This is a genomic window from Undibacterium sp. TJN19, assembly GCF_049339485.1.
GTDB lineage: Bacteria > Pseudomonadota > Gammaproteobacteria > Burkholderiales > Burkholderiaceae_D > Undibacterium.
On sequence record NZ_JBMPPL010000005.1, the window covers coordinates 76836 to 98191 of the forward strand.

At 49.2% G+C, this 21356-nt stretch carries 18 protein-coding genes; 12 read left to right on the forward strand and 6 right to left on the reverse strand.

The genetic code is table 11. The features are described 5' to 3' along the window. Positions 1–280: 280 nt before the first annotated feature. The 3 genes from ACO0LH_RS15555 to ACO0LH_RS15565 all read right to left on the reverse strand — a co-directional run bounded on the left by ACO0LH_RS15555 (position 281) and on the right by ACO0LH_RS15565 (position 5820). Positions 281–2296 (reverse strand): PQQ-binding-like beta-propeller repeat protein, encoded by a 2016-nt coding sequence (locus ACO0LH_RS15555; RefSeq protein WP_422942025.1) that lies wholly within the window; start codon positions 2294–2296, stop codon positions 281–283. Positions 2297–2437: 141 nt separating this feature from the next. Next, a complete protein-coding gene (locus ACO0LH_RS15560) occupies positions 2438–2758 on the reverse strand; it encodes a DUF2322 family protein (protein WP_422942026.1) in 321 nt (106 codons plus the stop codon). Positions 2759–3030: 272 nt separating this feature from the next. Next, the gene (locus tag ACO0LH_RS15565) at positions 3031–5820 is read right to left on the reverse strand and encodes a TonB-dependent receptor (protein ID WP_422942027.1); all 2790 of its coding nucleotides are present in this window, start codon (positions 5818–5820) and stop codon (positions 3031–3033) included. A gap of 473 nt (positions 5821–6293) precedes the next feature. On the opposite strand from ACO0LH_RS15565, the gene folD reads away from it, so the two are divergent. The 6 genes from folD (at position 6294) to ACO0LH_RS15595 (ending at position 12215) form a co-directional block, all read left to right on the forward strand. Continuing rightward, complete coding sequence (gene folD / locus ACO0LH_RS15570) at positions 6294–7139, forward strand: bifunctional methylenetetrahydrofolate dehydrogenase/methenyltetrahydrofolate cyclohydrolase FolD (protein WP_422942028.1); 846 nt, start codon at positions 6294–6296, stop codon at positions 7137–7139. 1 nt (position 7140) lies between these two features. Next, positions 7141–9198 (forward strand): M3 family metallopeptidase, encoded by a 2058-nt coding sequence (locus tag ACO0LH_RS15575; protein ID WP_422942029.1) that lies wholly within the window; start codon positions 7141–7143, stop codon positions 9196–9198. Positions 9199–9232: 34 nt separating this feature from the next. Beyond that, positions 9233–9847 (forward strand): glutaredoxin family protein, encoded by a 615-nt coding sequence (locus tag ACO0LH_RS15580; RefSeq protein WP_422942030.1) that lies wholly within the window; start codon positions 9233–9235, stop codon positions 9845–9847. 5 nt (positions 9848–9852) lie between these two features. Further along, the gene (locus tag ACO0LH_RS15585) at positions 9853–10272 is read left to right on the forward strand and encodes a DNA polymerase III subunit chi (RefSeq protein ID WP_422942031.1); all 420 of its coding nucleotides are present in this window, start codon (positions 9853–9855) and stop codon (positions 10270–10272) included. A 1-nt stretch (position 10273) separates the two neighbouring features. Continuing rightward, positions 10274–10759: a hypothetical protein gene (locus tag ACO0LH_RS15590; protein WP_422942032.1), complete on the forward strand. Its 486-nt coding sequence runs from the start codon at positions 10274–10276 to the stop codon at positions 10757–10759. 154 nt (positions 10760–10913) lie between these two features. Then, positions 10914–12215: a D-amino acid dehydrogenase gene (locus tag ACO0LH_RS15595; protein ID WP_422942033.1), complete on the forward strand. Its 1302-nt coding sequence runs from the start codon at positions 10914–10916 to the stop codon at positions 12213–12215. A 170-nt stretch (positions 12216–12385) separates the two neighbouring features. Here the strand turns inward: ACO0LH_RS15595 and ACO0LH_RS15600 are convergent, their stop codons facing one another. Further along, on the reverse strand, positions 12386–12895 hold the full coding sequence (locus tag ACO0LH_RS15600; protein WP_422942034.1) for an Lrp/AsnC family transcriptional regulator: 510 nt from the start codon (positions 12893–12895) through the stop codon (positions 12386–12388). Positions 12896–13041: 146 nt separating this feature from the next. Between ACO0LH_RS15600 and ACO0LH_RS15605 the strand changes: the two genes are divergently transcribed. Next, positions 13042–14187 carry a branched-chain amino acid ABC transporter substrate-binding protein gene (locus ACO0LH_RS15605; protein WP_422942035.1) on the forward strand — a complete coding sequence of 382 codons (1146 nt, stop codon included), beginning with the start codon at positions 13042–13044 and terminating at the stop codon, positions 14185–14187. Between the two features lie 168 nt (positions 14188–14355). Here the strand turns inward: ACO0LH_RS15605 and ACO0LH_RS15610 are convergent, their stop codons facing one another. After that, a complete protein-coding gene (locus ACO0LH_RS15610; protein ID WP_422942036.1) occupies positions 14356–14664 on the reverse strand; it encodes a c-type cytochrome in 309 nt (102 codons plus the stop codon). Between the two features lie 133 nt (positions 14665–14797). On the opposite strand from ACO0LH_RS15610, the gene ACO0LH_RS15615 reads away from it, so the two are divergent. The 4 genes from ACO0LH_RS15615 to leuA all read left to right on the forward strand — a co-directional run bounded on the left by ACO0LH_RS15615 (position 14798) and on the right by leuA (position 19249). After that, positions 14798–15031: a TIGR04438 family Trp-rich protein gene (locus ACO0LH_RS15615; RefSeq protein WP_422942037.1), complete on the forward strand. Its 234-nt coding sequence runs from the start codon at positions 14798–14800 to the stop codon at positions 15029–15031. A 97-nt stretch (positions 15032–15128) separates the two neighbouring features. Then, positions 15129–16031 carry a LysR family transcriptional regulator gene (locus tag ACO0LH_RS15620; RefSeq protein WP_422942038.1) on the forward strand — a complete coding sequence of 301 codons (903 nt, stop codon included), beginning with the start codon at positions 15129–15131 and terminating at the stop codon, positions 16029–16031. Between the two features lie 8 nt (positions 16032–16039). Continuing rightward, positions 16040–16846: a prolipoprotein diacylglyceryl transferase gene (gene lgt / locus ACO0LH_RS15625; protein WP_422942039.1), complete on the forward strand. Its 807-nt coding sequence runs from the start codon at positions 16040–16042 to the stop codon at positions 16844–16846. Between the two features lie 645 nt (positions 16847–17491). After that, entirely contained in the window at positions 17492–19249 is a 1758-nt protein-coding gene (gene leuA, locus ACO0LH_RS15630; RefSeq protein WP_422942040.1) for a 2-isopropylmalate synthase, read from the forward strand. A gap of 35 nt (positions 19250–19284) precedes the next feature. Here the strand turns inward: leuA and ACO0LH_RS15635 are convergent, their stop codons facing one another. Continuing rightward, positions 19285–20796, reverse strand: coding sequence for a PLP-dependent aminotransferase family protein (locus ACO0LH_RS15635; protein ID WP_422942041.1), 1512 nt, complete (start codon positions 20794–20796; stop codon positions 19285–19287). Between the two features lie 98 nt (positions 20797–20894). Between ACO0LH_RS15635 and ACO0LH_RS15640 the strand changes: the two genes are divergently transcribed. Next, a complete protein-coding gene (locus ACO0LH_RS15640) occupies positions 20895–21356 on the forward strand; it encodes an OsmC family protein (RefSeq protein ID WP_422942042.1) in 462 nt (153 codons plus the stop codon).

Consider the following 21356-nt stretch of genomic DNA (forward strand, 5'->3'; position numbering starts at 1 on the left):
GGGCGAATCGACAAATTACGGCTAGTTTTTTGTTCTCGCAAGTATTTTAACAGGACTTTTTAATTTTTCAAATAGCGATATATGATTTCATAATGTGAAATTTAAGCTGCAGCGCAGCATTTTGCCCCCATACCACCATCCCAGAACGCTCATCTGATTCTTGGATTCCATCTACGATCTTAAGCTCTTGAAGCCTGATCATGGCGGAGCACTAAGGCAGCAGCAATATCATAAGCGGGCTCTTAAAGACAGGTACGCACAGGTACCTGCCGATTCCAGGCTATTTGGTATTGAACGCCATAAAACTGCCATAGCCACTAGTGCCTTTGTTCACATAAAGAATGCCATTTTTAGACAAGGTCAGATCGCCACCTCGTGGATAGGACCACACCGTTTGATGGCTACTCAAATCGACAGCAAATACGGAACTAAAAGAACCAACCAGTAAAACATTATTGGTAACAATCATGTTTTGCAGATAGCCATTTGCACCAATCGGCTTTTGATCATAGTAAATACCGTCCGGAAATTTCCACCGCCACAACAAGGCCCCGGAACTGAGTGAGCGGGCATCAACGCCATATCCATTGAGGATGTACAGAGTGGAACCAGCACAAACAGGATTACTATAAAACGTGTCTTTGACGGTCCATTTAATTTTTTGCGAAGCCAGATCAAAGTTCACCAGACTTAACCCGTTACTTGCAATCAATAAATTCACACCATCACACAGCGTAGGCTCTACCCTGGTCATTGATGCCTGAATATCAGGAGCAGCGATCAGCGTCGTCTGCTTGCCGGATTGACGATTAATCACCGCCAATCCGCCTGGCCCGCCACTAAATAACTTGGGGACAAACATATAAACGTAATTGGTATCTACCGCTGGTGACCAGAGTGCATCCATATTATCGGATGCAAAATTCCAGTTGCTGCTTAGCGTATCCGCCGATGAACTGGACAGGAATTGACTCTGCGCCCCATTTCGGCTGAAAACAGTTTGCCCATCAACCACCGGCGCATAAAAATAGCTACTTGTTGTGGTGACATTCGTTTTACCCAATCTATTGCCATTGGATTGATCCAGCATCCACAAACCCGAGCTTTGTGCACCAGTATTCATGAAATAAACTTTACCATTTTGCGCAGCAGGTGGGTTCACCCAACCATCAGCAACCGGAAACGTCCATTTGACCTTGCCATCAGATTCATTAACAGCGAATACCGCTCCACCACTTCCGCCATTTGCTGCCGGTGCTGAGAAATAGATTGTGTCACCCTGCGTAGTGATTTGCCCTTGCGCCATGTATTTGCTGTCGATTTCAAACAGGAATCGCGGCGAGAAGGCATTCACATTCAGGGTTACCGGCACGTAACCGGTATGTGCAACATTGCCCTGGTAGCCATTCCAGTCGGCCGCGCCCGGCGTTGGTGTCAGTGTGACGGTATTCGTTTTTACTTCCAGGTTGTAGGGTATTTTCCAGGGATTGATCTGATAGGGGAAATCACATGAATTAATATTCCCTCCGCACAAACGTACTTCCAGCGCCCCAACATATTTACCCACCGGCGGTTTTGAAGTCATCCTCAGAGTGGTGCGTATGGTGTTTTTATCGATGTTGGTCACTGCATTACCGTTGGTCAGCAAACCGGCTGGATCGGTGACACTGACACCAACACGATTGATGAAATCGATGCTTGCTTCACTTCTGATTTCAAGCTCAAATGACTTTTCTTCGGCAGGGACAAATGATGCCGTGATCTCCGCTGGGCTGATCGTAATACTTGGTGGTCTTACTTCAAAGCTGTATGGCAGCTTCCAGGGTGAGCCTTCGTGCGGCTGCGCACAACTATAGGGACTGTCCTTACATAATCTCACCTCCAGTATGCCGCTATATCTGCCCGGCTTAAGGCTTCTTGTCGTGACACTTGCCTGGTAATTATATTTATCAACCGCCTTGATCCTGATATCGTCGGTAATAACACCAGTTGTGTCGATTATCGCGACATTCACCACATCCGGGAAATTGCGGTTCGCACGTATGTCAAGCGACAAGGTTTTATTTTCGTAAGGCAAAATAGTTGCCGTCAAACTGGATGGCGTAAAGCTCAAGCCACCATCGTTGGATACTACCGGCAGCGTGTCAGCCGGATTACCTGTACTTGTGCCTGTACTTGTGCCTGTATTTGTACTTATATTCGTACCTGTCCCGGCACCGCCGCCAGAACCACCGCCACAGCCCGTCAAAAGCAAAGACAGCAACAGAAAGGATGTAAGTTTTTTGATGTTTTTCATAAAGATTGAGAAAATTTACCGCAGGTGAAAGCAAATGAAGTCATGTTGTGTACTGGCCATTGAAGCGCGAGGGATGTGCGGGAGAATCCCGCCTCGCCAATCAGGACAGATCCGTCCCTTGTATTGCCCATCAATACACAGTCAATGAACGATCAATTTCCCGGTCAGTTTCTTGCTGCCGGAAGCATCTGCCAGCAATACCAGCAGGCGATCAATATTTGGGTGCTTGCCCGGAAAAGCCCTGGCATCTGACGTATGTTCAGCGTACAACTGCAGGCCCTTTGCAGCGGCAGCGGTATTGATTTCGGCAAATTCCTGTAACAGGGCATGATAGACACGTACGCTACCAGCCGAGCCCGGCTTGTTATCTATTTGTGCGACCAGTGTTACGCCATCAAATAATTGAATGGCAGCCAGGTGATCAATGACAGGCAGGGTGAGCAGAATTTCGCTGAATTGCATGGATGTTTCCTTCAAAGTCATGTGATACGCATGAAAATTTTCGGCGCGGCCGTCAACAGGCGTGTTAAAAAAACTGCATTCTACGGGTTGGGCCGTTTTTTAGCTAACGGCATCGCTTGAAACAGACATAAAGCCAGGCAAAAATATCCACCGTCAAACGCATTATTGGCGGTGGATATGAAGATAAAAAAAGAGCGATGATTTCTCATCGCTCTTTATCGCTTCATCAGCGCAATCCGGCTTGCGTCGAATTGAACCTGGTTATCCAGCTATTATTTGAATTGATATTTCAGACCAACTTTGAAATAACGGCCAATTGCGCCGCTACCGTCCATAGGGTTGTAACCCATTGCACCGTAAGTCAAAGGATCCAGTGGTGCAACCTTGTCAAACAGGTTGGACACGGAACCAAAGATTTCCAGGTTTTTCATTGCCTTGTAGCGGAAAGACACATCCAGCGTAGTGAAGGATGCCAGAGTACAACCTGCTGGCGCATCAGTACCATCAACAAACTTGTTGGCACATGGCTGACCTTCTTCAGGAATATTTTTCAGGGAACCACGATAGCTGACGATACCAGTTACGTTCCAGTCGCCTTTGTCCCAGCCCAGTACAAAGTTAACTTTGTCTTTTGGTGTGCCAACGCAGTTGGAAGTATCGCAGTTACCATGTGTACCGGCATATTGATGCTGAACCGCACCGTCAACACGCAACCATGAAATCACGTGTGTCCAGTTCACGTCTGCATTCAAACGACCGTACTCACCCAGGTTGAAACGTTGTTTCGCGTTGAAATCCACACCTTTAACTTCGGTATAGCTGGAGTTGGCATAAGGAGCAGCGCCACCGATGATAGTACCTGTGTTTGGTGTCACTACGCCGTTGATGGTCAGGTTATTATCCTGACGCAATACGCCTGGCAAGCCAGCCGCTGTCTGGAAGGACATGGAGTTGATTTCGTTGTTACGACGGATCAACCAGCCATCAACTGCCAGATTGGTGTTAGGCAGCGGATCCCAGACCATACCCAGTGTGTAACCTTTGGATTTTTCTGGTTGCAAATTTGGGTTGCCAACTTTAAAGCCTGTGAAAGTTGTTGCGCAATCAGAGGATTGTGCGCCTGGCAATGGTGTGCCATTCGGGCAACGTACTGGATCACGGACTGTTGCAGTACCTGCACTGAAACTTTCTGTGCCGGATTCTGGTGCACTTGGCGCACGGAAACCTTCAGAGTAAGTGCCACGCAGAGCAAAAGTTTTCACTGGTGTCCACTTGGCACCAACTTTTGGTGTCACGGAAGAGAAGTGAGAGTATTTGTCGTAACGCAGCGCGCCGGACAATTCTACTGTCTTGATCACTGGAGCCAGTATCTCTGCATACAGAGCAGAGACTGTTTCATCACCTTTGGCAGCAACATAGCTGCTGTTGATGGAACCGTCTTTACTGCCATCCAGAGATGGCATGTTGTAAGACTCTTTACGGTATTCAGCACCAACCGCCAGACCCATCATACCGCCAGACAAAGCCATCAACTCGCGGGAAGCCTTGAAGTCAATGATATCCATCTTGGTTGGCGCATCCAGGGATGCTGTCTTGACCATGGCAGCATACAGGGCCGGATTGTTTTTGCTTGCCTGTGTACCGATATAGTATGGGAAGTATGGGCTCTTAGGATCGCCCAAGGCTGCTTTCAACACGTTCATGTTGATCATGTTGGTGTAATCCAGATGCAGCTTGGATTCGGAATGCAGGATCGCTGTGTCGAAATCCCAGCCTGCCATCGTGCCTTTCAAACCAGCAACAGCGCGATAAAATGAATTATCAGCGATACGGCGATTGGCACCCACGTCGAACATCGAATAACGAATACGGATAGGTACACCGTATGGGTTTTGCGGATGTTCTGCTGCCATTACGATGGCAGTACCGTAATTGATATTACCAGTCGGGCTGGCTGCGTTTGGCGGGAAGAAGACATTGGAAGATGTCGCTGGAGGCGTTACTGTGAAGGCTGCCTTACGTTGAGAATAACCAAATTCTGCATACGCTTGCAAATCTTCATTGATCTGGAATGTGCCGCGGCTGAACAGGTTCACACCGTCGATTTGTGGCAGCATCGAACGGAACTGATCCGCATACCACAAGCAACCGCCACCTGGATCTTGTACTTTAGTGGTCGACAAAGTCGAGCAACCTGGCAGCGATACATAATTCAGAGTTTTAGGATCGCGCAGCGAACCTGTAGGGCTTGGAGAAGCACTGTTATTACCTGCAATGTAACCATTGGTGAAAGAACCAACGGTGTTCATTGGGTAACCCCAACGACGCCAGTCGCCTGTACCGATCCAGTCACGGTCAGAACGCTGGGAATTCATCAACTCATTGGATTTGTAAGCTTCTGCATTGAGGATGATGTTGTATTTGTCTTTTTCCAGATTACCAAAACCGGCAGTAATCGAGGCTTTTGTCTGATTCGCATCGCGTGAACCGGATGTACCAGCTGTCGCGCTGACAGTGATACCTTCATAATTCTTTTTCAGGATGATGTTGACGACACCGGCAATCGCATCTGCGCCGTAGATAGAAGAAGCGCCATCTTTCAGGATTTCGATGCGTTCAACCACTTCCATAGGGATAGTGGAGATATCAGTAAATGCTTTTTGACCGTCATCAGCACGACCAAACTGTGCCATACGGCGACCGTTGAGCAATACCAGTGTGGAAGTTGCGCCCAGACCACGCAGAGAGATGGCAGTAGAACCAGCAGCAAAACCGTTACCGAAGCTGGTTGGCAGGGAACCTGCGCCGTCAGCTGTCAAGGTTTGCAGGTATTCGGCAACCGTTGTTTTACCAGCTTTGTCGATATCGGCACGGGTGATAATTTGTATTGGGGATGCTGTTTCAGCTTCTGCACGCTTGATGCTTGAACCTGTCACTTCAACTCTTTGTACCTTTGCATCATCTTGTGCAAACGCCGGTTGTGCCACCAGGCCAGCAGTCATCATCAAGCCGCCTGAGAACATCACGCGCAATGACCTCGAAATTACCTTTTCCTTCAACATACTCATCTCCTGTAGATTTGTTTCGAATTTGTTCTGGATCTTTTTTAAAACTTGCGCTCAAGCGTGAATCTTGCAAAGCGCTGATCAAACGTTAAATATTTTTGAAAACTAATTTTCATAATTGGTATCAAGCCATTATTGAAATTTGCTGTCAATCGCAACCATAGGAATGCGGACAGAAAACAACAGACTTGGCGTGATTCATAACCAAAAAAGAAAACTATTTTACAAAAAAGAAATTGATTAAACTTAACTAGTTATTAAATATACAAACTATTTATCCGGAATTTGCGCTCATTTTTCTGACTGGCAGGCAAGCAAACGGGGTGGCATTTTCGCCTGTTGCACACTCAAATACAGGTGAAACTCAAGCGACATACGCGATTTTTGAATGGCCTGGCTTGCTGCATTTACATTGTGGCCACGTGCATCATTTATAATCTGGGCTTGTTCTTCATTAGCGATCCCTTATCATGACTGCTCAAATTATTAGCGGAACCCAACTTTCACAACAAATACGCGCTGACGTAACGCAGCGTGCGGCGGCATTGACGGCGAAAGGCAAACAACCCGGACTGGCCGTGATACTGGTTGGCGAAAATCCTGCATCACAAGTCTATGTGCGCAACAAGGTCAAAGCTTGTGAAGACTGCGGGTTTTATTCGGTGCTAGAAAAATACGAAGCAGATTTGAGCGAAGCTGCACTGCTGGCACACATAGACAGACTGAACCAGGACCCGAAAATTAACGGCATACTGGTACAACTGCCCTTGCCTGCGCACATCAACGCCAACAAGGTTATTGAGGCCATTGCCGCTGAGAAGGATGTGGATGGTTTCCATATCAGCAATGCTGGTCTGCTGATGACAGGTCAACCGCTGTTTCGCCCCTGTACCCCCTATGGTGTGATGAAGATGCTGGAATCCATAGCTTATCCCGTGCGCGGTGCCAATGCCGTGGTCGTCGGCGCGTCCAATATCGTTGGCAAACCCCAGGCCATGCTGCTCTTGCAAGCGGGTGCTACCGTCACCATCTGTAACTCCAAGACCCGTGACCTGGCAGCCCATACACGCAATGCAGATATCCTGGTAGTGGCGACCGGCAAGCGCAATATTGTGACTGCCGATATGATCAAGCCAGGCGCTGTCGTCATTGACGTTGGCATGAATCGCGATGATGAAGGCAAACTCTGCGGCGATGTTGATTATCTGCCAAGCAAAGAAGTTGCGGGTTACATTACACCAGTACCAGGTGGCGTTGGTCCAATGACCATCACCATGCTGCTGGTGAATACGATTGAAGCTGCTGAAAGAATTTAATATGACGAATCCCCTGCTCGATTTTAGCGATTTACCACGTTTTGCCGATATCAGGGCTGAGCATGTCAGCCCCGCCATTGCTGCCCTGCTGGCAGAAAACCGCACCGTGATCGAACAACTGGAAAAAAGCGGGGAAGCGGTGCAGTGGGACAGCTTTGTTGAACCTTTGGAAAACGCCACCGAAAAGCTGGGCCGTGCCTGGGGAGTCGTCGGCCATCTGAGCGCCGTTGTTGACACACCAGAATTGCGCGCGGCCCATAACGAAAATGAACCGGCCATTACCGAGTTCTGGACAGAGCTGGGACAAAATCTGGCCTTGTTTGCAGGCTACAAAGCACTGCAAAATGCACCAGATTTTGACAGCTTGCCGCAGGCAAGAAAAACCATCATTCAAAATGCGATACGCAATTTCCGTCTAAGTGGTGCCGAACTCGCAGACGACAAGAAACAGCGCTACGCCGAAATCCAGGAAAAACATGCTGCGCTGTCGACCAGGTTTTCAGAAAACCTGCTTGATGCGACGAACGACTATGCCTTACTGATAGAAAACCTGGCAGATCTGAAAGGTTTGCCAGATGATGTCGTGCAGTCTGCAAAATCAGCAGCAGAAGCGGATGAGAAAACCGGCTACAAATTCACCCTGCATTTCCCATCCTATTTCCCCTTGCTGCAATACGCCGAAAACCGTCAGTTACGCGAGACCATTTATCGTGCCAATGCCACCAAAGCTTCTGAGCTGGGTGCAAAGCCGGAATGGGATAACAGCGAAATCATGGCTGAACTGCTGCGCCTGCGTAAAGAGGAAGCGACTTTGCTTGGATACCGCAATTTCGCAGAAGTATCGCTGGTCAGCAAAATGGCAGAATCACCAGCACAAGTCAGCCAGTTTCTGGAAGACCTGGCAGCACGTGCGCGCCCTTATGCTGAAAAAGACCTGGCAGAGTTGCGCGCCTTTGCCGCAGAGCAGTTGGGCATCAGCGACATGCAAGCCTGGGATACTACCTATGCAGCTGAAAAATTGCGCCAGCAGCGCTATGCGTTTTCAGAGCAGGAAGTCAAAGAATACTTCCCTGAACCTCAGGTGATCAACGGCCTGTTCCGCGTGATCCAGACCTTGTTCGCGGTAGAAATCAAACCTGATCAGGCAGCCACCTGGCACCCTGACGTGAAGTTTTACCGCATTGAAAAAGACGGCAAACTGGTGGGGCAGTTTTACCTTGATCTGTATGCGCGCAATGGCAAGCGTGGCGGTGCCTGGATGGATGACGCACGTGGCCGCAGGCTGACCAGCAAAGGCATACAAACCCCGGTGGCTTACCTCACATGCAACTTCAGCGCACCAGTCAGTGTCAACGGCATCAGCAAAGCCGCGACCTTTAGCCATGATGAAGTAATTACCCTGTTCCATGAATTTGGTCATGGCCTGCATCATCTGTTGACCAAGGTAGATGACTTGTCAGTTTCCGGTATTTCTGGCGTTGAATGGGATGCCGTGGAATTACCTTCACAATTCATGGAAAATTTCTGCTGGGAATGGGATGTCTTGCAACATATGACGGCCCATGTCGATACCGGTGCATCCCTGCCCCGCGCCTTGTATGACAAGATGATTGCGGCAAAAAACTTCCAGTCTGGTTTGCAGACCTTGCGGCAAGTTGAATTCTCGCTGTTTGACATGCGCCTGCATGATGCCTTCGAACCGGACAGCGGGCAAACTGTGCAAGACATATTGCGCGCTGTACGTGAACAGGTATCGGTATTGCATCCGCCAGAATTTAATCGCTTTCAACACTCCTTCAGCCATATTTTTTCAGGTGGCTATGCTGCTGGCTATTACAGTTATAAATGGGCTGAAGTATTATCCGCAGATGCTTATGCTGCATTTGAAGAACATGCCAATGTGGAAGGCAGCACGCTGTCTCGCACGGTGGGTGAAAGATTTCAAGCAGAAATACTGGAAGCCGGTGGTGCACGCCCTGCGCTGGCATCATTCAAGGCATTTCGCGGACGCGAACCTGTCATTGATGCCTTGTTGCGCCACAATGGCATGAGCGCGTGAATGTAGAACCGTATTCGTCTAAACGGAGAAAAATATGAAAGTAACTGCAAAAATCCTGATCTGCGCAGCCTTGCCAGCCATGTTCATGGCCAACCAGGCGCAGGCACAAATGTATAAATGGGTAGGCTCAGATGGCAAGGTCACTTATAGCGACCAGCCGCCACCTGCGAACCAGAAAAAAGTCGAACAAAAGAATTTTTCAAGCGGCACTGATGTCAGTAACCTTCCAGGGGATTTGGCCCTGGTAGTGACGAAAAACCCGGTGACTTTGTACACCACCACGAATTGCGCCCCCTGTGACGCAGGCCGCAGTTTTTTGAAAACCAATGGTGTGCCGTTCGCTGAAAAAACTGTTGGCAACGCCGCCGATGCCGACAAACTCAAGCAAGTCGGTGGTGATTCACAGCTACCTTTGATGGTGATTGCCAACGTCAAGTTTCATGGCTTCAATAACGAAGACTGGAAAACCGCTATCAATAGCGCTGGTTATCCAGCCACCAGCAAACTGCCGAAGGACTATCGGTATCCTGCGCCAGAGCCAGCGGCCCCACCGCCACCTCCGCCAGCCACAAAAGAGGCAAATGCGCCGAAGCCGCCTGCCACGCCAGCACCAGCCAAACCCGCTTCTGACAATGGTATTCGCTTCTAAGACGTATGACACGAATTGATTTTCACAGCAATGTGGCGGACAAGCTCAACTACACTTGCCGCCTCATACGCAAAGCACACGCTGCCAACTGCAAGATGGTGGTGTTTCATCATGACCAGGCCTATTTGCAAAGCTTGAATGAAGCCTTATGGACCTTGACCGAGGCAGATTTTTTGCCGCACGTGATGCTCACTGATCCGCTCTCATCATGCACACCTATCGTGCTTAGCCACGATGAAAGCGCAGCCTGCCCGCACTATGAAATTTTAATCAATCTGACAGCAAGAACGCCACACAATTTTACCCAGTTCCAACGCATGATAGAAGTGATCTCTGCCGATGAGGCCGACAAGCTGGCCGGGCGCGAACGTTATCGCTATTATCAGCAACAAGGCTTTAGCCTCACTCACTCAGTCGCGAAATAAAATGAACAGTCAAATTGATGCCAGCATCCCGGTTCTCACCGAAATCATACGGCCAGAACAACTGGCAACCGTGCCTGCTGAAAAAGCGGTCAGGTTACCGGAAAAAACAGTAGCATCACCTTCAGCAAAAGCCAGTGCGACTATGCCGGAGAAACAGCCGGCAAAACCCTCCGAACTACCATCACTGGGCGTAACCAACACGATTGCGCCACACAATGACGGCGTCGCCGCTATCAACATCGCAGCAATCAGTGAAGAAGACTGGCAGACGCTTGAGCAAACTCTGAGAGAAAACGTCTTGCGTCAGGTGCTGGCACGCGTCGACTTTGTACTTGAACATCGCGTACGTGACAATCTGGCTGACGTTTTGCAAATTGCAGTAGAAAAATTATCGGTAGAAATTCGTTCAGGTTTGCACAAAACGTTGGAAGAAGTCATCACCCGTGCCGTAACGCAAGAAATCACCAAGGCAAAATCCCAAAAATAATCAAATTAAATAATAATATTTTTATTTTTAAACACAAAACTTCAATTCGCTTTCAAAAATAAAAAAATTTGTATCGCTTCTGATTACCTGGAAAAGCAAAGTATTTCTACAATCTCCTTAATCAAACAAAGATTAAAGACAGGAGATTTCCAGCATGAAAGTCATCGTTCTCGGTTCAGGCATCATCGGCACCTCATCAGCATGGTTCCTGAAAAAACAGGGTCATGATGTCACTGTGATCGACCGCCAGCCTGGGGCTGCTCAAGAAACCAGTTTCGCCAATGGTGGCCAGATTTCGGTGTCACATGCTGAACCCTGGGCGAATCCCTCGGCGCCGATGAAGGTCTTGAAATGGCTGGGTAAAGAAGATGCGCCATTGTTGTTCCGGCCACGCGCAGAATTACTGCAATGGCTGTGGGGTTTGCAATTCTTGCGTGAATGCACGCCAGCACGTACCGCAGACAACATCCGTCAGATCGTGGCGATTTCAGAATACAGCAGGCAAACCCTGCGTGCCCTGCGCGCTGAAACCGGCATCAGCTATGATTGCCTGACCAAGGGAATCTTGCATTTTTATACAGATCAAAAGGAGTTCGATGCGTCCTTGCCTGCTGCGCAACTGATGCGTGACCTGGGTTGCCCGCGTGTCTCAATCAATGCTGACGAAGTGGTTCGCAGAGAACCGTCACTGGCTCGCATACGTGACAAAATTGTGGGTGGCGATTTTACCGAAACCGATGAATCTGGTGATGTCTATCAATTCACCACAGGCCTGGCAGACAAAGCAGCCGGCGCCGGCGTGCAGTTTCAATTCAATACCACGGTCACCCGCCTGCTACATGAAGGCACAGGCGCAGCGGCAAAGATCACCGGCGTGGAAATCATCGATGCGACAGGCAGGCATCAGGTATTGAAAGCAGATGCCTTTGTGATTGCCATGGGCAGCCATTCACAGAGTTTGCTGAAACCTCTGGGCATTAACCTGATGATTTACCCGGGCAAAGGCTATTCAGCAACCTATCGCATTATCAATCCTGAGCAGTCACCCGTCATCTCACTGACAGACGACGGCTATAAGCTGGTGGTGTCACGTCTGGGGGATCGCTTGCGCGTAGCGGGCACCTGCGAAATCAACGGATATAGCCGCGAACTGAATACTGCGCGTTGTGAAGCCATTACGCGCCGCACCCGTGAACTGTTCCCGCATGCCTGTGATTATGACAATCCCGTGTATTGGACAGGTTTGCGCCCACTGACACCGTCGAACGTACCTTATATAGGCAAAAGCAAGATTTCCAATCTTTTCCTCAATACCGGTCATGGTACTTTGGGCTGGACCATGGGGGCAGGATCGGGTCGCGCCATCGCCGATATTGTTTCTGGCCTGACACCCGATCTGGACTTTGCCTTTACCGGGATGGAACGCGTCGTAAAAACAACACTGCTACCAGCCTGAACCGCAAATGCGGTATGTCAAATTCACCAAATTAGAATGTAGCCGCACGGAAACAGTGCGGCTTATCTCGTCGTTTTCCCCTCACGCAAGTTGCTGCATAGAATTTTTATATGCACTAACTTGCGTTTTTTTGTCATCCTTTACGACCACCCGTGCGTTATCTGTATAAATCATTTCGCGATGCGTACAGGTAATTCTGATGCTTTTTCATCAAAAGCAATACGTGTCGAAAATTTGGCTCGTTTCATGGGAAAGCGTGAATGAAAATGACGGACATTGCCAGAACCCGAAATAGCGCGCCGCACAAACTGGTAATAGGCGTCCATGTCAATGATGTGCACGACCAGAAAATAATCATACTCGCCAGACACAAAATAGCATTGCATGACCTCGGCCTCCTTGTTCATGCGGGCTTCAAATTCACGCATGAATTCATCGGTCTGATTGATCAGCGATACTTCCAGAAATGCCAGCATGCCATAGCCCAGCGCAAAGCTGTCTACCATCGCTACTTCAGCGCTGATAACACCCGCTTCGCGCAGTTCGCGGATACGCCGCAAACAGGTCGGTTGCGAGATGTGTAGTTTGTCCGCCAGTACCCTGGTGGGTATCTGATTATCTTTTTGAAGGAGGTTCAAAAGCTTGCGATCGAGCTTGTCAAGAGTGCGATATTGGGGCATATAAAAAACGTCAGTTTTGAGAAAAAACCACACAAAATAGCTTTGCGAAATATTTTTTCTGTTGTACCTTCTTGCTGTTCAGTTATCTGAATAAGTCAGAGATGCAGTATGGTTATCCTACTTTTTAATCCCTTAGGAGTATGTTCATGTCGTTCAAAACTAAAATGATTCCACTGGCTGGCGCAATTGCATTCGCTTTCGCTGGTGCTGCGGCAGCTCAAGATCTGGTTGTAAAAATTGGTCACGTTGGCCCTATCTCAGGCGCGATCGCCCACTTGGGTAAAGACAATGAAAACGGCGCCAAAATGGCGATCGAAGAACTGAACGCCAAAGGCGTCATGATCGGCGGCAAAAAAGCCAAATTCGAATTGCTGACTGAAGATGACGCTGGCGATCCAAAACAAGGCACAACCGTAGCACAAAAACTGGTTGACGCGAAAGTAAATGGCGTTATCGGTCACTTGAATTCTGGTACAACCATTCCAGCTTCCAGTATCTACAATGCAGCTGGTATCGTTCAAATCTCCCCATCCGCAACCAATCCAAAATACACACAACAAGGCTTTAAAGGCGCGTTCCGTGTAGTGGCTAATGATGGTCAATTGGGTGGCACACTGGGCCGTTTCGCTGTTCAAATCAATAAAGCGAAAAAAGTCGCTGTTATTGATGACAAAACAGCCTACGGTGAAGGTGTAGCTGCTGAGTTTATCAAAGGCGCCAAAGGCAAGGGTGCAGAAGTTGTTGTGCAAGAACATACAACTGACAAATCCACAGATTTCAGCGCCATCCTGACCACAATCAAAGCTAAAAACCCAGACGTTATTTTCTTCGGTGGTATGGATGCCGTTGCTGGTCCTATGCTGCGTCAGATGAAAGCACTGGGCATTACAGCCAAGTTCATGGGCGGCGACGGTATCTGCTCCGCTGACTTGGTTAAACTGGCTGGCGACGCTATCGGCGAAGGCCAGGTAGTTTGCGCTGAAGCAGGCGGTGTTCTGGATGCACAGAAAAAAGCCAGCGATGACTGGAAAGCTGCTTACAAGAAAAAATTCGGTCTGGACGTTCAGATCTACGCACCGTATGTCTACGATGCAGTCATGACGATGGTTGATGCAATGGTCCAGGCTAAATCTGCTGAACCAGCAAAATACCTGCCTTTCCTGGCTAAAATCAAGCACAAAGGTGTGACTGGTGACATCGCATTTGATGACAAAGGCGACATCAAAGACGGTACACTGACTTTGTACACTTACAAAGGCGGTAAACGCGATTTGCTGCAGGTTGTTAAGTAATAACTTGTCGTAAATGAAAAATGCTGCCAGCTCCGGCTGGCAGCATTTTTTTATTGCAGACGCAAAAAAACCCGGCATCAGTTAACGCTTATGCCGGGCTTTTTAATCTACAAGCAATCAACGGCTTGCATTTTTCAATTCACATCCAGGACGCTGTACTACGCCAGCTTATTTAGTATTCAAAACCCATTTGACCAGGGTTTTTGCTTCAGCCTCACTGACCTGCGCATTGGCAGGCATGGGAACGACACCCCAAACACCACTACCACCCTTGATGACTTTTTGCACAAGCTTGGCTTCTGCAGTTTTGTCACCAGCATATTTCTTGGCGACGTCTTTATATGCAGGGCCAACCAATTTGGTGTCGATGGCATGACAAGTCATGCAGTTTTTTGATTTCGCCAAATCCAGATTTGCCATTGCAGGGCCAGAAGCCATGATTGCCAACACCGAACCTACCAACAAAGAATATTTCATTGCTTTCTCCAGGTTAAAAACTGACTAACATTTTACCGCTATTTGTTACTGTCGTAAGTTTTAACGTCCAAAGCCACGCCGCCGTTGACCTGAAGTACAATCACTACCAGTCTGAGCTAAAAGAAAGCACATCATGTTCGCCATTATTGTCTTGTTCTTGTTACTTGTATTAAAGGTGGCCGAAATTTCTATTTTTGCCAATATGTCATGGTGGTGGATAGTAGGCGGTGCGATAGCGACTTTTTTCTGGTTTGAAGTTTTTGAACGCGTGTTTGGCCTGGACAAGCGCAAAGATCATGCCCATTTTGAAAAAATCCGCAAAGAAAGGGTCAAGCGCGCTTTTGAGAAAAAGACTGGCAAACGTTGAAACACCTGCCTTATCCAAGTTGCGCGCTGGCTGATACCAATGCAGCTGCTACCGGGTGTGCTATTGCCCATCAGCAGCAAATTGCTTGACAGCTGTCATGACCATCGCAGAAATACGAAATCTTGAATTGCGCCAGTTGCGCTATTTCCTGGCGGTTGCCGAGGAATTGCATTTTGGCCGGGCTGCCGCCCGCCTGCACATGACACAACCGCCCCTGTCGCAAGCGATACAGGCTCTGGAAGCCCTGCTCGGGGCCGACTTATTCATCCGCAATACACGTAATATTTCTTTGTCATCGGCCGGACTGGCACTGCTACCCGAAGTACGCCGCCTGCTACAACAGGCACAAGCCTTGCCGGCAATGGCGCAAAGAGCTGCCAGTGGTGCCAGTGGGCACTTGTCGCTGGCTTTTGTCTCCATTGCCGACTACAGCATCTTGCCGCCCACCCTGCGTGAGTTTCGCCGCAGTCATGCCAGCGTCAGCATAGAATTGCGGGAAGCAACCACAGATGTGCAATTGAACGCCCTTGAAAAGGGGGAAATCGATGCCGGTTTCGTTATCCCTCCGATACCGGAAAAATTGCAGGACTTGCTGGTATATCAAAAAATCCTGTCCGAGCCACTGATACTGGCAGTGCCGGAAAGTCTGGCAAACGGCCGCAAAAAAATGACATTGGCTGATTGTGAAAACATGCCGCTGATACTTTTCCCGCGCAAAATTGCTCCCGCCTTGCACGATGCCATCCTTGGCTGCTTCCACGCGGCGGGCCTGACGCCGGCAATTGGTCAGGAAGCCATACAGATGCAGACCATCGTCGGTCTGGTATCGGCTGGCATGGGTATCGCACTTGTGCCACAATCCGTCTCAAACTTGCAACGCCCCGGCGTACTGTATTTTGATTTGCCCGGCATCAGTGCTTGCGTAGAAATTGGCCTGGCCTGGCGCAAGGGCAATCATTCTGCGGTACTGGAAGCGTTTGTGAATCTGTTCAACCAATAATCTTATTCATGCTTACCCATCCCAACCCAGATCCCATTGCATTCAGTTTAGGCCCCGTATCCGTTCACTGGTACGGCATCATGTATCTTGTGGCCTTTGCCCAGTTCATTGCTCTGGGTCGCGTACGGCTCAAACAACCTCATATCGCGGCCAAGGGCTGGACACGCGAGCACATAGACGACATGCTGTTTTTTGGCGTGCTTGGCGTCATCATTGGTGGCCGCCTGGGTGAAGTCTTCTTCTATGGCTTTTCGTATTATATGTCGCACCCGCTGGAAATTTTTGCAGTCTGGAAAGGCGGCATGTCATTCCATGGTGGGTTCATCGGTGTGCTGATCGCCATGTCTTTATGGGCGCGCAAGGCCAAATTCAACCTGGCAGATGTGTATGATTTTATTGCACCACTGGTGCCGCTGGGTTATGCGGCTGGGCGTATCGGTAATTTCATCAATCATGAATTGCCAGGGCGTGTGGCATCAGCCGACCTGCCCTGGGCAATGATGTGGCCGGGTATCAGTTACCCGGTTCATCCATCACCGATTTATCAGGCACTCGTCGATGGTTTGCTGGTCTTCGTCATTTTGTGGCTGTTTTCCCGCACAGCCAGACCACGCCTGGCTGTTGGCGCGTTGTATGTGATGCTATATGGCTGCACCCGTTTTTTCACCGAATATTTCCGTGTGCCGGATTACGAAGTGAACTTCATCGGTTTCACCATATCAGCAGGACAAATGCTGTCTTTACCTATGGTACTGGGCGGGGCGCTGCTCTTGTTCCTGGCCTATAAGTATGACAAGAAACCGGGTAAAAAATAAAGTTGCATGGTTTGGCTGACAAAAAGGACACTACGCCAGTGTCCTTTTTTACTAAGTACCTGCAAATTTTTGATCCATTTACAGGTGTGCATAAAACAGAAAATCAAATTCTGCTTGACGAACAAGTTCGCTTTCTTTTACAGTGCTTGCATGACTTCATCTTTGACATCTTTGTTTGCTGCGAAAACAACTGCTGACAGGAACTTCCTGCAAGCAGCACTAGCACGCATGTCAGTCACACTGCCCCTACTATCAACGCTATCACTACTAGCTGCGCTATAAATTTAGCCCTGCTTAGTATCGATAAGCGCATCAGTTTTACGTCTGGCCTCAGGGCTACCCAAGTTTGTCACCCATTTACAGTGTAATTTTCAGATCATTTCTGAGCCTAAAAAAATCATGACGCAATACACGCAATTTCTGTTCAAACCTGCTAGTGATTTCTTCACTGCGGTTTGCATTGCGCGCGCCTTGTCTGTGAATACTTCAGACCTGCTAAGGCTACGACTACCGATCGGTTAATCGGCCTCGTGTTTGCTATCGTGGCCGCCGGTTAGCCCGCCCGCCACTTTAAAACTTGCAAAATCCATTGAATTCATCAGTACGTTGCTGAGGCTGCGTGCTAAGTCACGCAAAGAGAAAACCATGATCGCCGATCCAATTAAAAAATATGCTCCGTTTCCAGCTATTGCACTTAACAACAGACAATGGCCCAGCCGTACCATCAACAAACCACCAGTCTGGATGAGCACTGATTTGCGCGATGGTAACCAGGCCCTGATCGAACCCATGGATGCTGCAAAAAAACTGAAATTTTTCAATATGCTGGTTGCCATTGGCCTCAAAGAAATTGAAGTCGCCTTCCCTTCTGCATCAGAAACCGATTTTGCCTTTGTCAGGAAGCTGATAGAAGAAGACCGCATTCCTGAAGATGTCACGATAGAAGTCTTGACACAATCACGTGAAGATCTGATACGCCGCACCATAGATTCAGTTCGCGGTGCGCGTCGTGCCATCGTCCATTTGTACAACCCTATCGCACCGGCATTTCGCCGCATCGTCTTTGGCAAATCGCGCGAAGAAGTCAAACAGATTGCCACCGATGGCACGCGCCTTATCAAGCAGTTGACGGATGCCATGCCAGAGACTGAATGGGTATTTGAATATTCACCCGAAACCTTCAGCATGGCCGAACTGGATTTCTCCAAGGAAGTCTGTGATGCGGTTGCTGCCATCTGGTGCCCGACACCAGAGCGCAAGATAATCATCAACTTGCCGACCACGGTAGAGTGCGCAACGCCGAATGTGTATGCCGACCAGATCGAATGGATGCATACGCATCTGGCGCAACGTGACGCCATCATTCTCAGCGTCCACCCACACAATGACCGCGGCACCGCCGTTGCTGCTGCTGAGCTGGCCATCATGGCAGGCGCAGACCGTGTTGAGGGCTGCCTGTTCGGCAATGGTGAACGTACCGGCAATGTCGATCTGGTGACGCTGGCATTGAATTTGTATACGCAAGGCATACATCCGGGCCTGGATTTTTCTGACATCGACAGCGTGCGTCAATGCGTGGAAGAATGCAATCAATTGCCGGTACATCCACGTCACCCGTATGTGGGTGATCTGGTACACACGGCATTTTCTGGTTCACATCAGGATGCGATCAAAAAAGGTTTTGCCCAGCAAAAAGAAGACGCGATCTGGGAAGTACCTTATTTGCCTATCGACCCCGCAGACATAGGCCGCAATTATGATGCCGTGATACGTGTCAACAGTCAGTCAGGCAAAGGCGGCATGGCTTATTTGCTGGAACAGGAATACCAGATCAGTCTGCCACGCCGCCTGCAAATTGAATTCAGCAAAACCATACAACAGGCAGTAGACCAGAGCGGCAAGGAAATGACTGCCAGCCAGATTCACGCCATTTTCAGCAGCGCCTATCTTGCGCCTGCTACCCCCATCAGTTTTCAGGCATATCGTGCAAACAGCGTCCTTGACCACAGGACTATGCCATCTGATCAGTCACAAATACCTTTGTGTATTGATCTGCTGTACCAGCATCAGCCACGAGCGATTTATGGTACAGGCCATGGTAATTTTGAAGCGCAGATACAGGCGTTTACTTCGCTTGGTTATACGATACGTGTGATGGACAGACAAGAGCAAACCACGACGCGTAATGGTGTAACGGAATACATGTGTTTTATTGAAGTGCGTATTGACGACAGCATCACACAGCATGGCGCAGGCATGGACGCAGATGCCAATATCGCCAGCATCAAGGCCATCATCAGTGCACTTAACCGTCATCATCAATTTGCTGGTGACGACAGGGATCAAACCGCAGCCATAACTTCACCCTCAAGGCAGACTGTCATGGACGCAGTCAACGCTTAACCGCCGCAGCAAGGGATACTGTATGCAATGTGCATTCAGTATCCGCTTGCAAATAATCCAGCCAACTGTTTTACGCTACGCTCTATTTCCGGTATGTCCAGTGCAGCAAAGCCCAGTAGCAAACCCGATGGACAATGCGCCGGCCTGATTGAGTGTCCCGGCAAATCGGCATAATGGGATAAGCCGCGCAACTCCATATTATTGTCTAGCCCGGCCTGCAGGAGTGCCTCTTCATCAATCGCTTTTTTAAAGTACACGGCAAGGTCAAGGCCGCCGTCAAGCGCCCCACATTCCAGTTCGTCCGCCAGATGTTTTTGCAAGCCAGCTATCAGCGCCGACTGTCGCCCAGCATAGATTTTCCGTGTGCGTTTGATATGCCGGCCAAAGTGGCCTTCAGAAATAAAATCTGCCAGTGCCATTTGCGGCAATACCGCCGTATGCTTGTCGATCACGGCTTTCGCCTGTGTTACCGGCTCCAGCAATTTTTCCGGCAAGACCATATAGGCCAGACGCAAACCGGGAAACAATACTTTTGACAAAGTACCGACATAAATCACGCGCTGGTGTTTATCCAGACTTTGCAAGGATGCCAGCGGAGAGCCAGAAAAACGGTACTCACTGTCGTAATCATCTTCGACTATCCAGCCATGATGTTGATGCGCCCATTCAAGCAGGGCCATGCGTCTTTGCAGGCTCATTGTCATGCCCAATGGCATCTGGTGCGATGGTGTGACAAACGCTATTTTCGCTTCAGGGAAATGACTGACGGCGTAGTTGATGTCCATGCCTTCATCATCAACCGGCACAGCACATATTTTCGCCTGTGCTGCATGCAGGGCGGCGGTTGTTCCACGATAACAGGGCGATTCCACCCAGGCGCTGTCTCCACGATCGAGCAACATGGTACTCAGCAAATACAGTGCCTGTTGTGAGCCTGAGGTGATGATGATCTGCTCAGGTGAACAATTTACACCGCGTGCAGCCTTGAGGTATACCGCCAGCAATTCACGCAAGGGAATGTAGCCAGCTGGATCACCATAGCCCAATTGTCCTTTGGGGTGGCGGCAATGACGCGCTTCCAGCCTGGCCCAGACATCAAAAGGAAATAGCCGCAAATCCGGCATGCTGACACGGAAAGCCCGTACTGGCCCCTGATGAAAGCGGGTACTGCCACGCGGATCAATGTAATGCTGGCCACGCCTTGAAATCTGCACAGGCAGGCCGGGCGCACTGACAACGGTCGCCTCATTCATGGCAGATGAATTCTGGCCGCGACTCGATACTGGCAGGCTTTCATTCACAAACGTGCCCTGCCCCACGGAGCCGCGCAGATAGCCTTCGGCCAGTAACTGCTCATACGCATTCAACACCGTTTGTCTGGAAATATTGAGAGCACGGCAAAAATCCCGGCTGGGCGGCAATTGCATGCCCGGCAGCATTTGCCCGTTCAATATCGCCCTGCTGATTTCGCCATACAGTTGACGGTACAGTGGTGTGCCAGCATTTCTTTCCAGCCGTAAGGTGCTGATCATTTGGGAGATGTGCATGAATCTATATTGGCATTTAAATTTTTATCAAAATTGGTACTTTTAAATGACCAATATCAAGACTAAGATTAGCGCATTCAAAGGCAAAGGGGCAAGCAATGCATCAATATCAGGCAGAAATTTTATGGCAGCGCGGTAACCAGGCGTTTACCGATAACCAATACAGCCGCGCCCATCAATGGCAATTTGATGGTGGACTGGTGGTACCAGCCTCATCGTCCCCTTTGTCGGTTCCCTTGCCTATGTCGGCAGCAGGCAATGTCGACCCGGAAGAAGCCCTGGTCGCGGCACTGGCATCCTGTCATATGCTGTTCTATCTGTCGTTTGCCTGCAAGCGCGGCTACGTCATTGATGAATACAAGGACCTGTCTGTCGGTGTCATGAGCAAGAACGCAAAAGGCAAGATGGCAATTACCCATATCCACTTGCGGCCAAAAGAGATTTATACCGGTGAGAAACAGCCGGGCAGGCAAGAGCGTGAAGACATGCATCACCTGGCCCATGAACAATGTTATATCGCCAATTCCATCATCGCTGAAGTCATCATAGAGTTAGAGTAA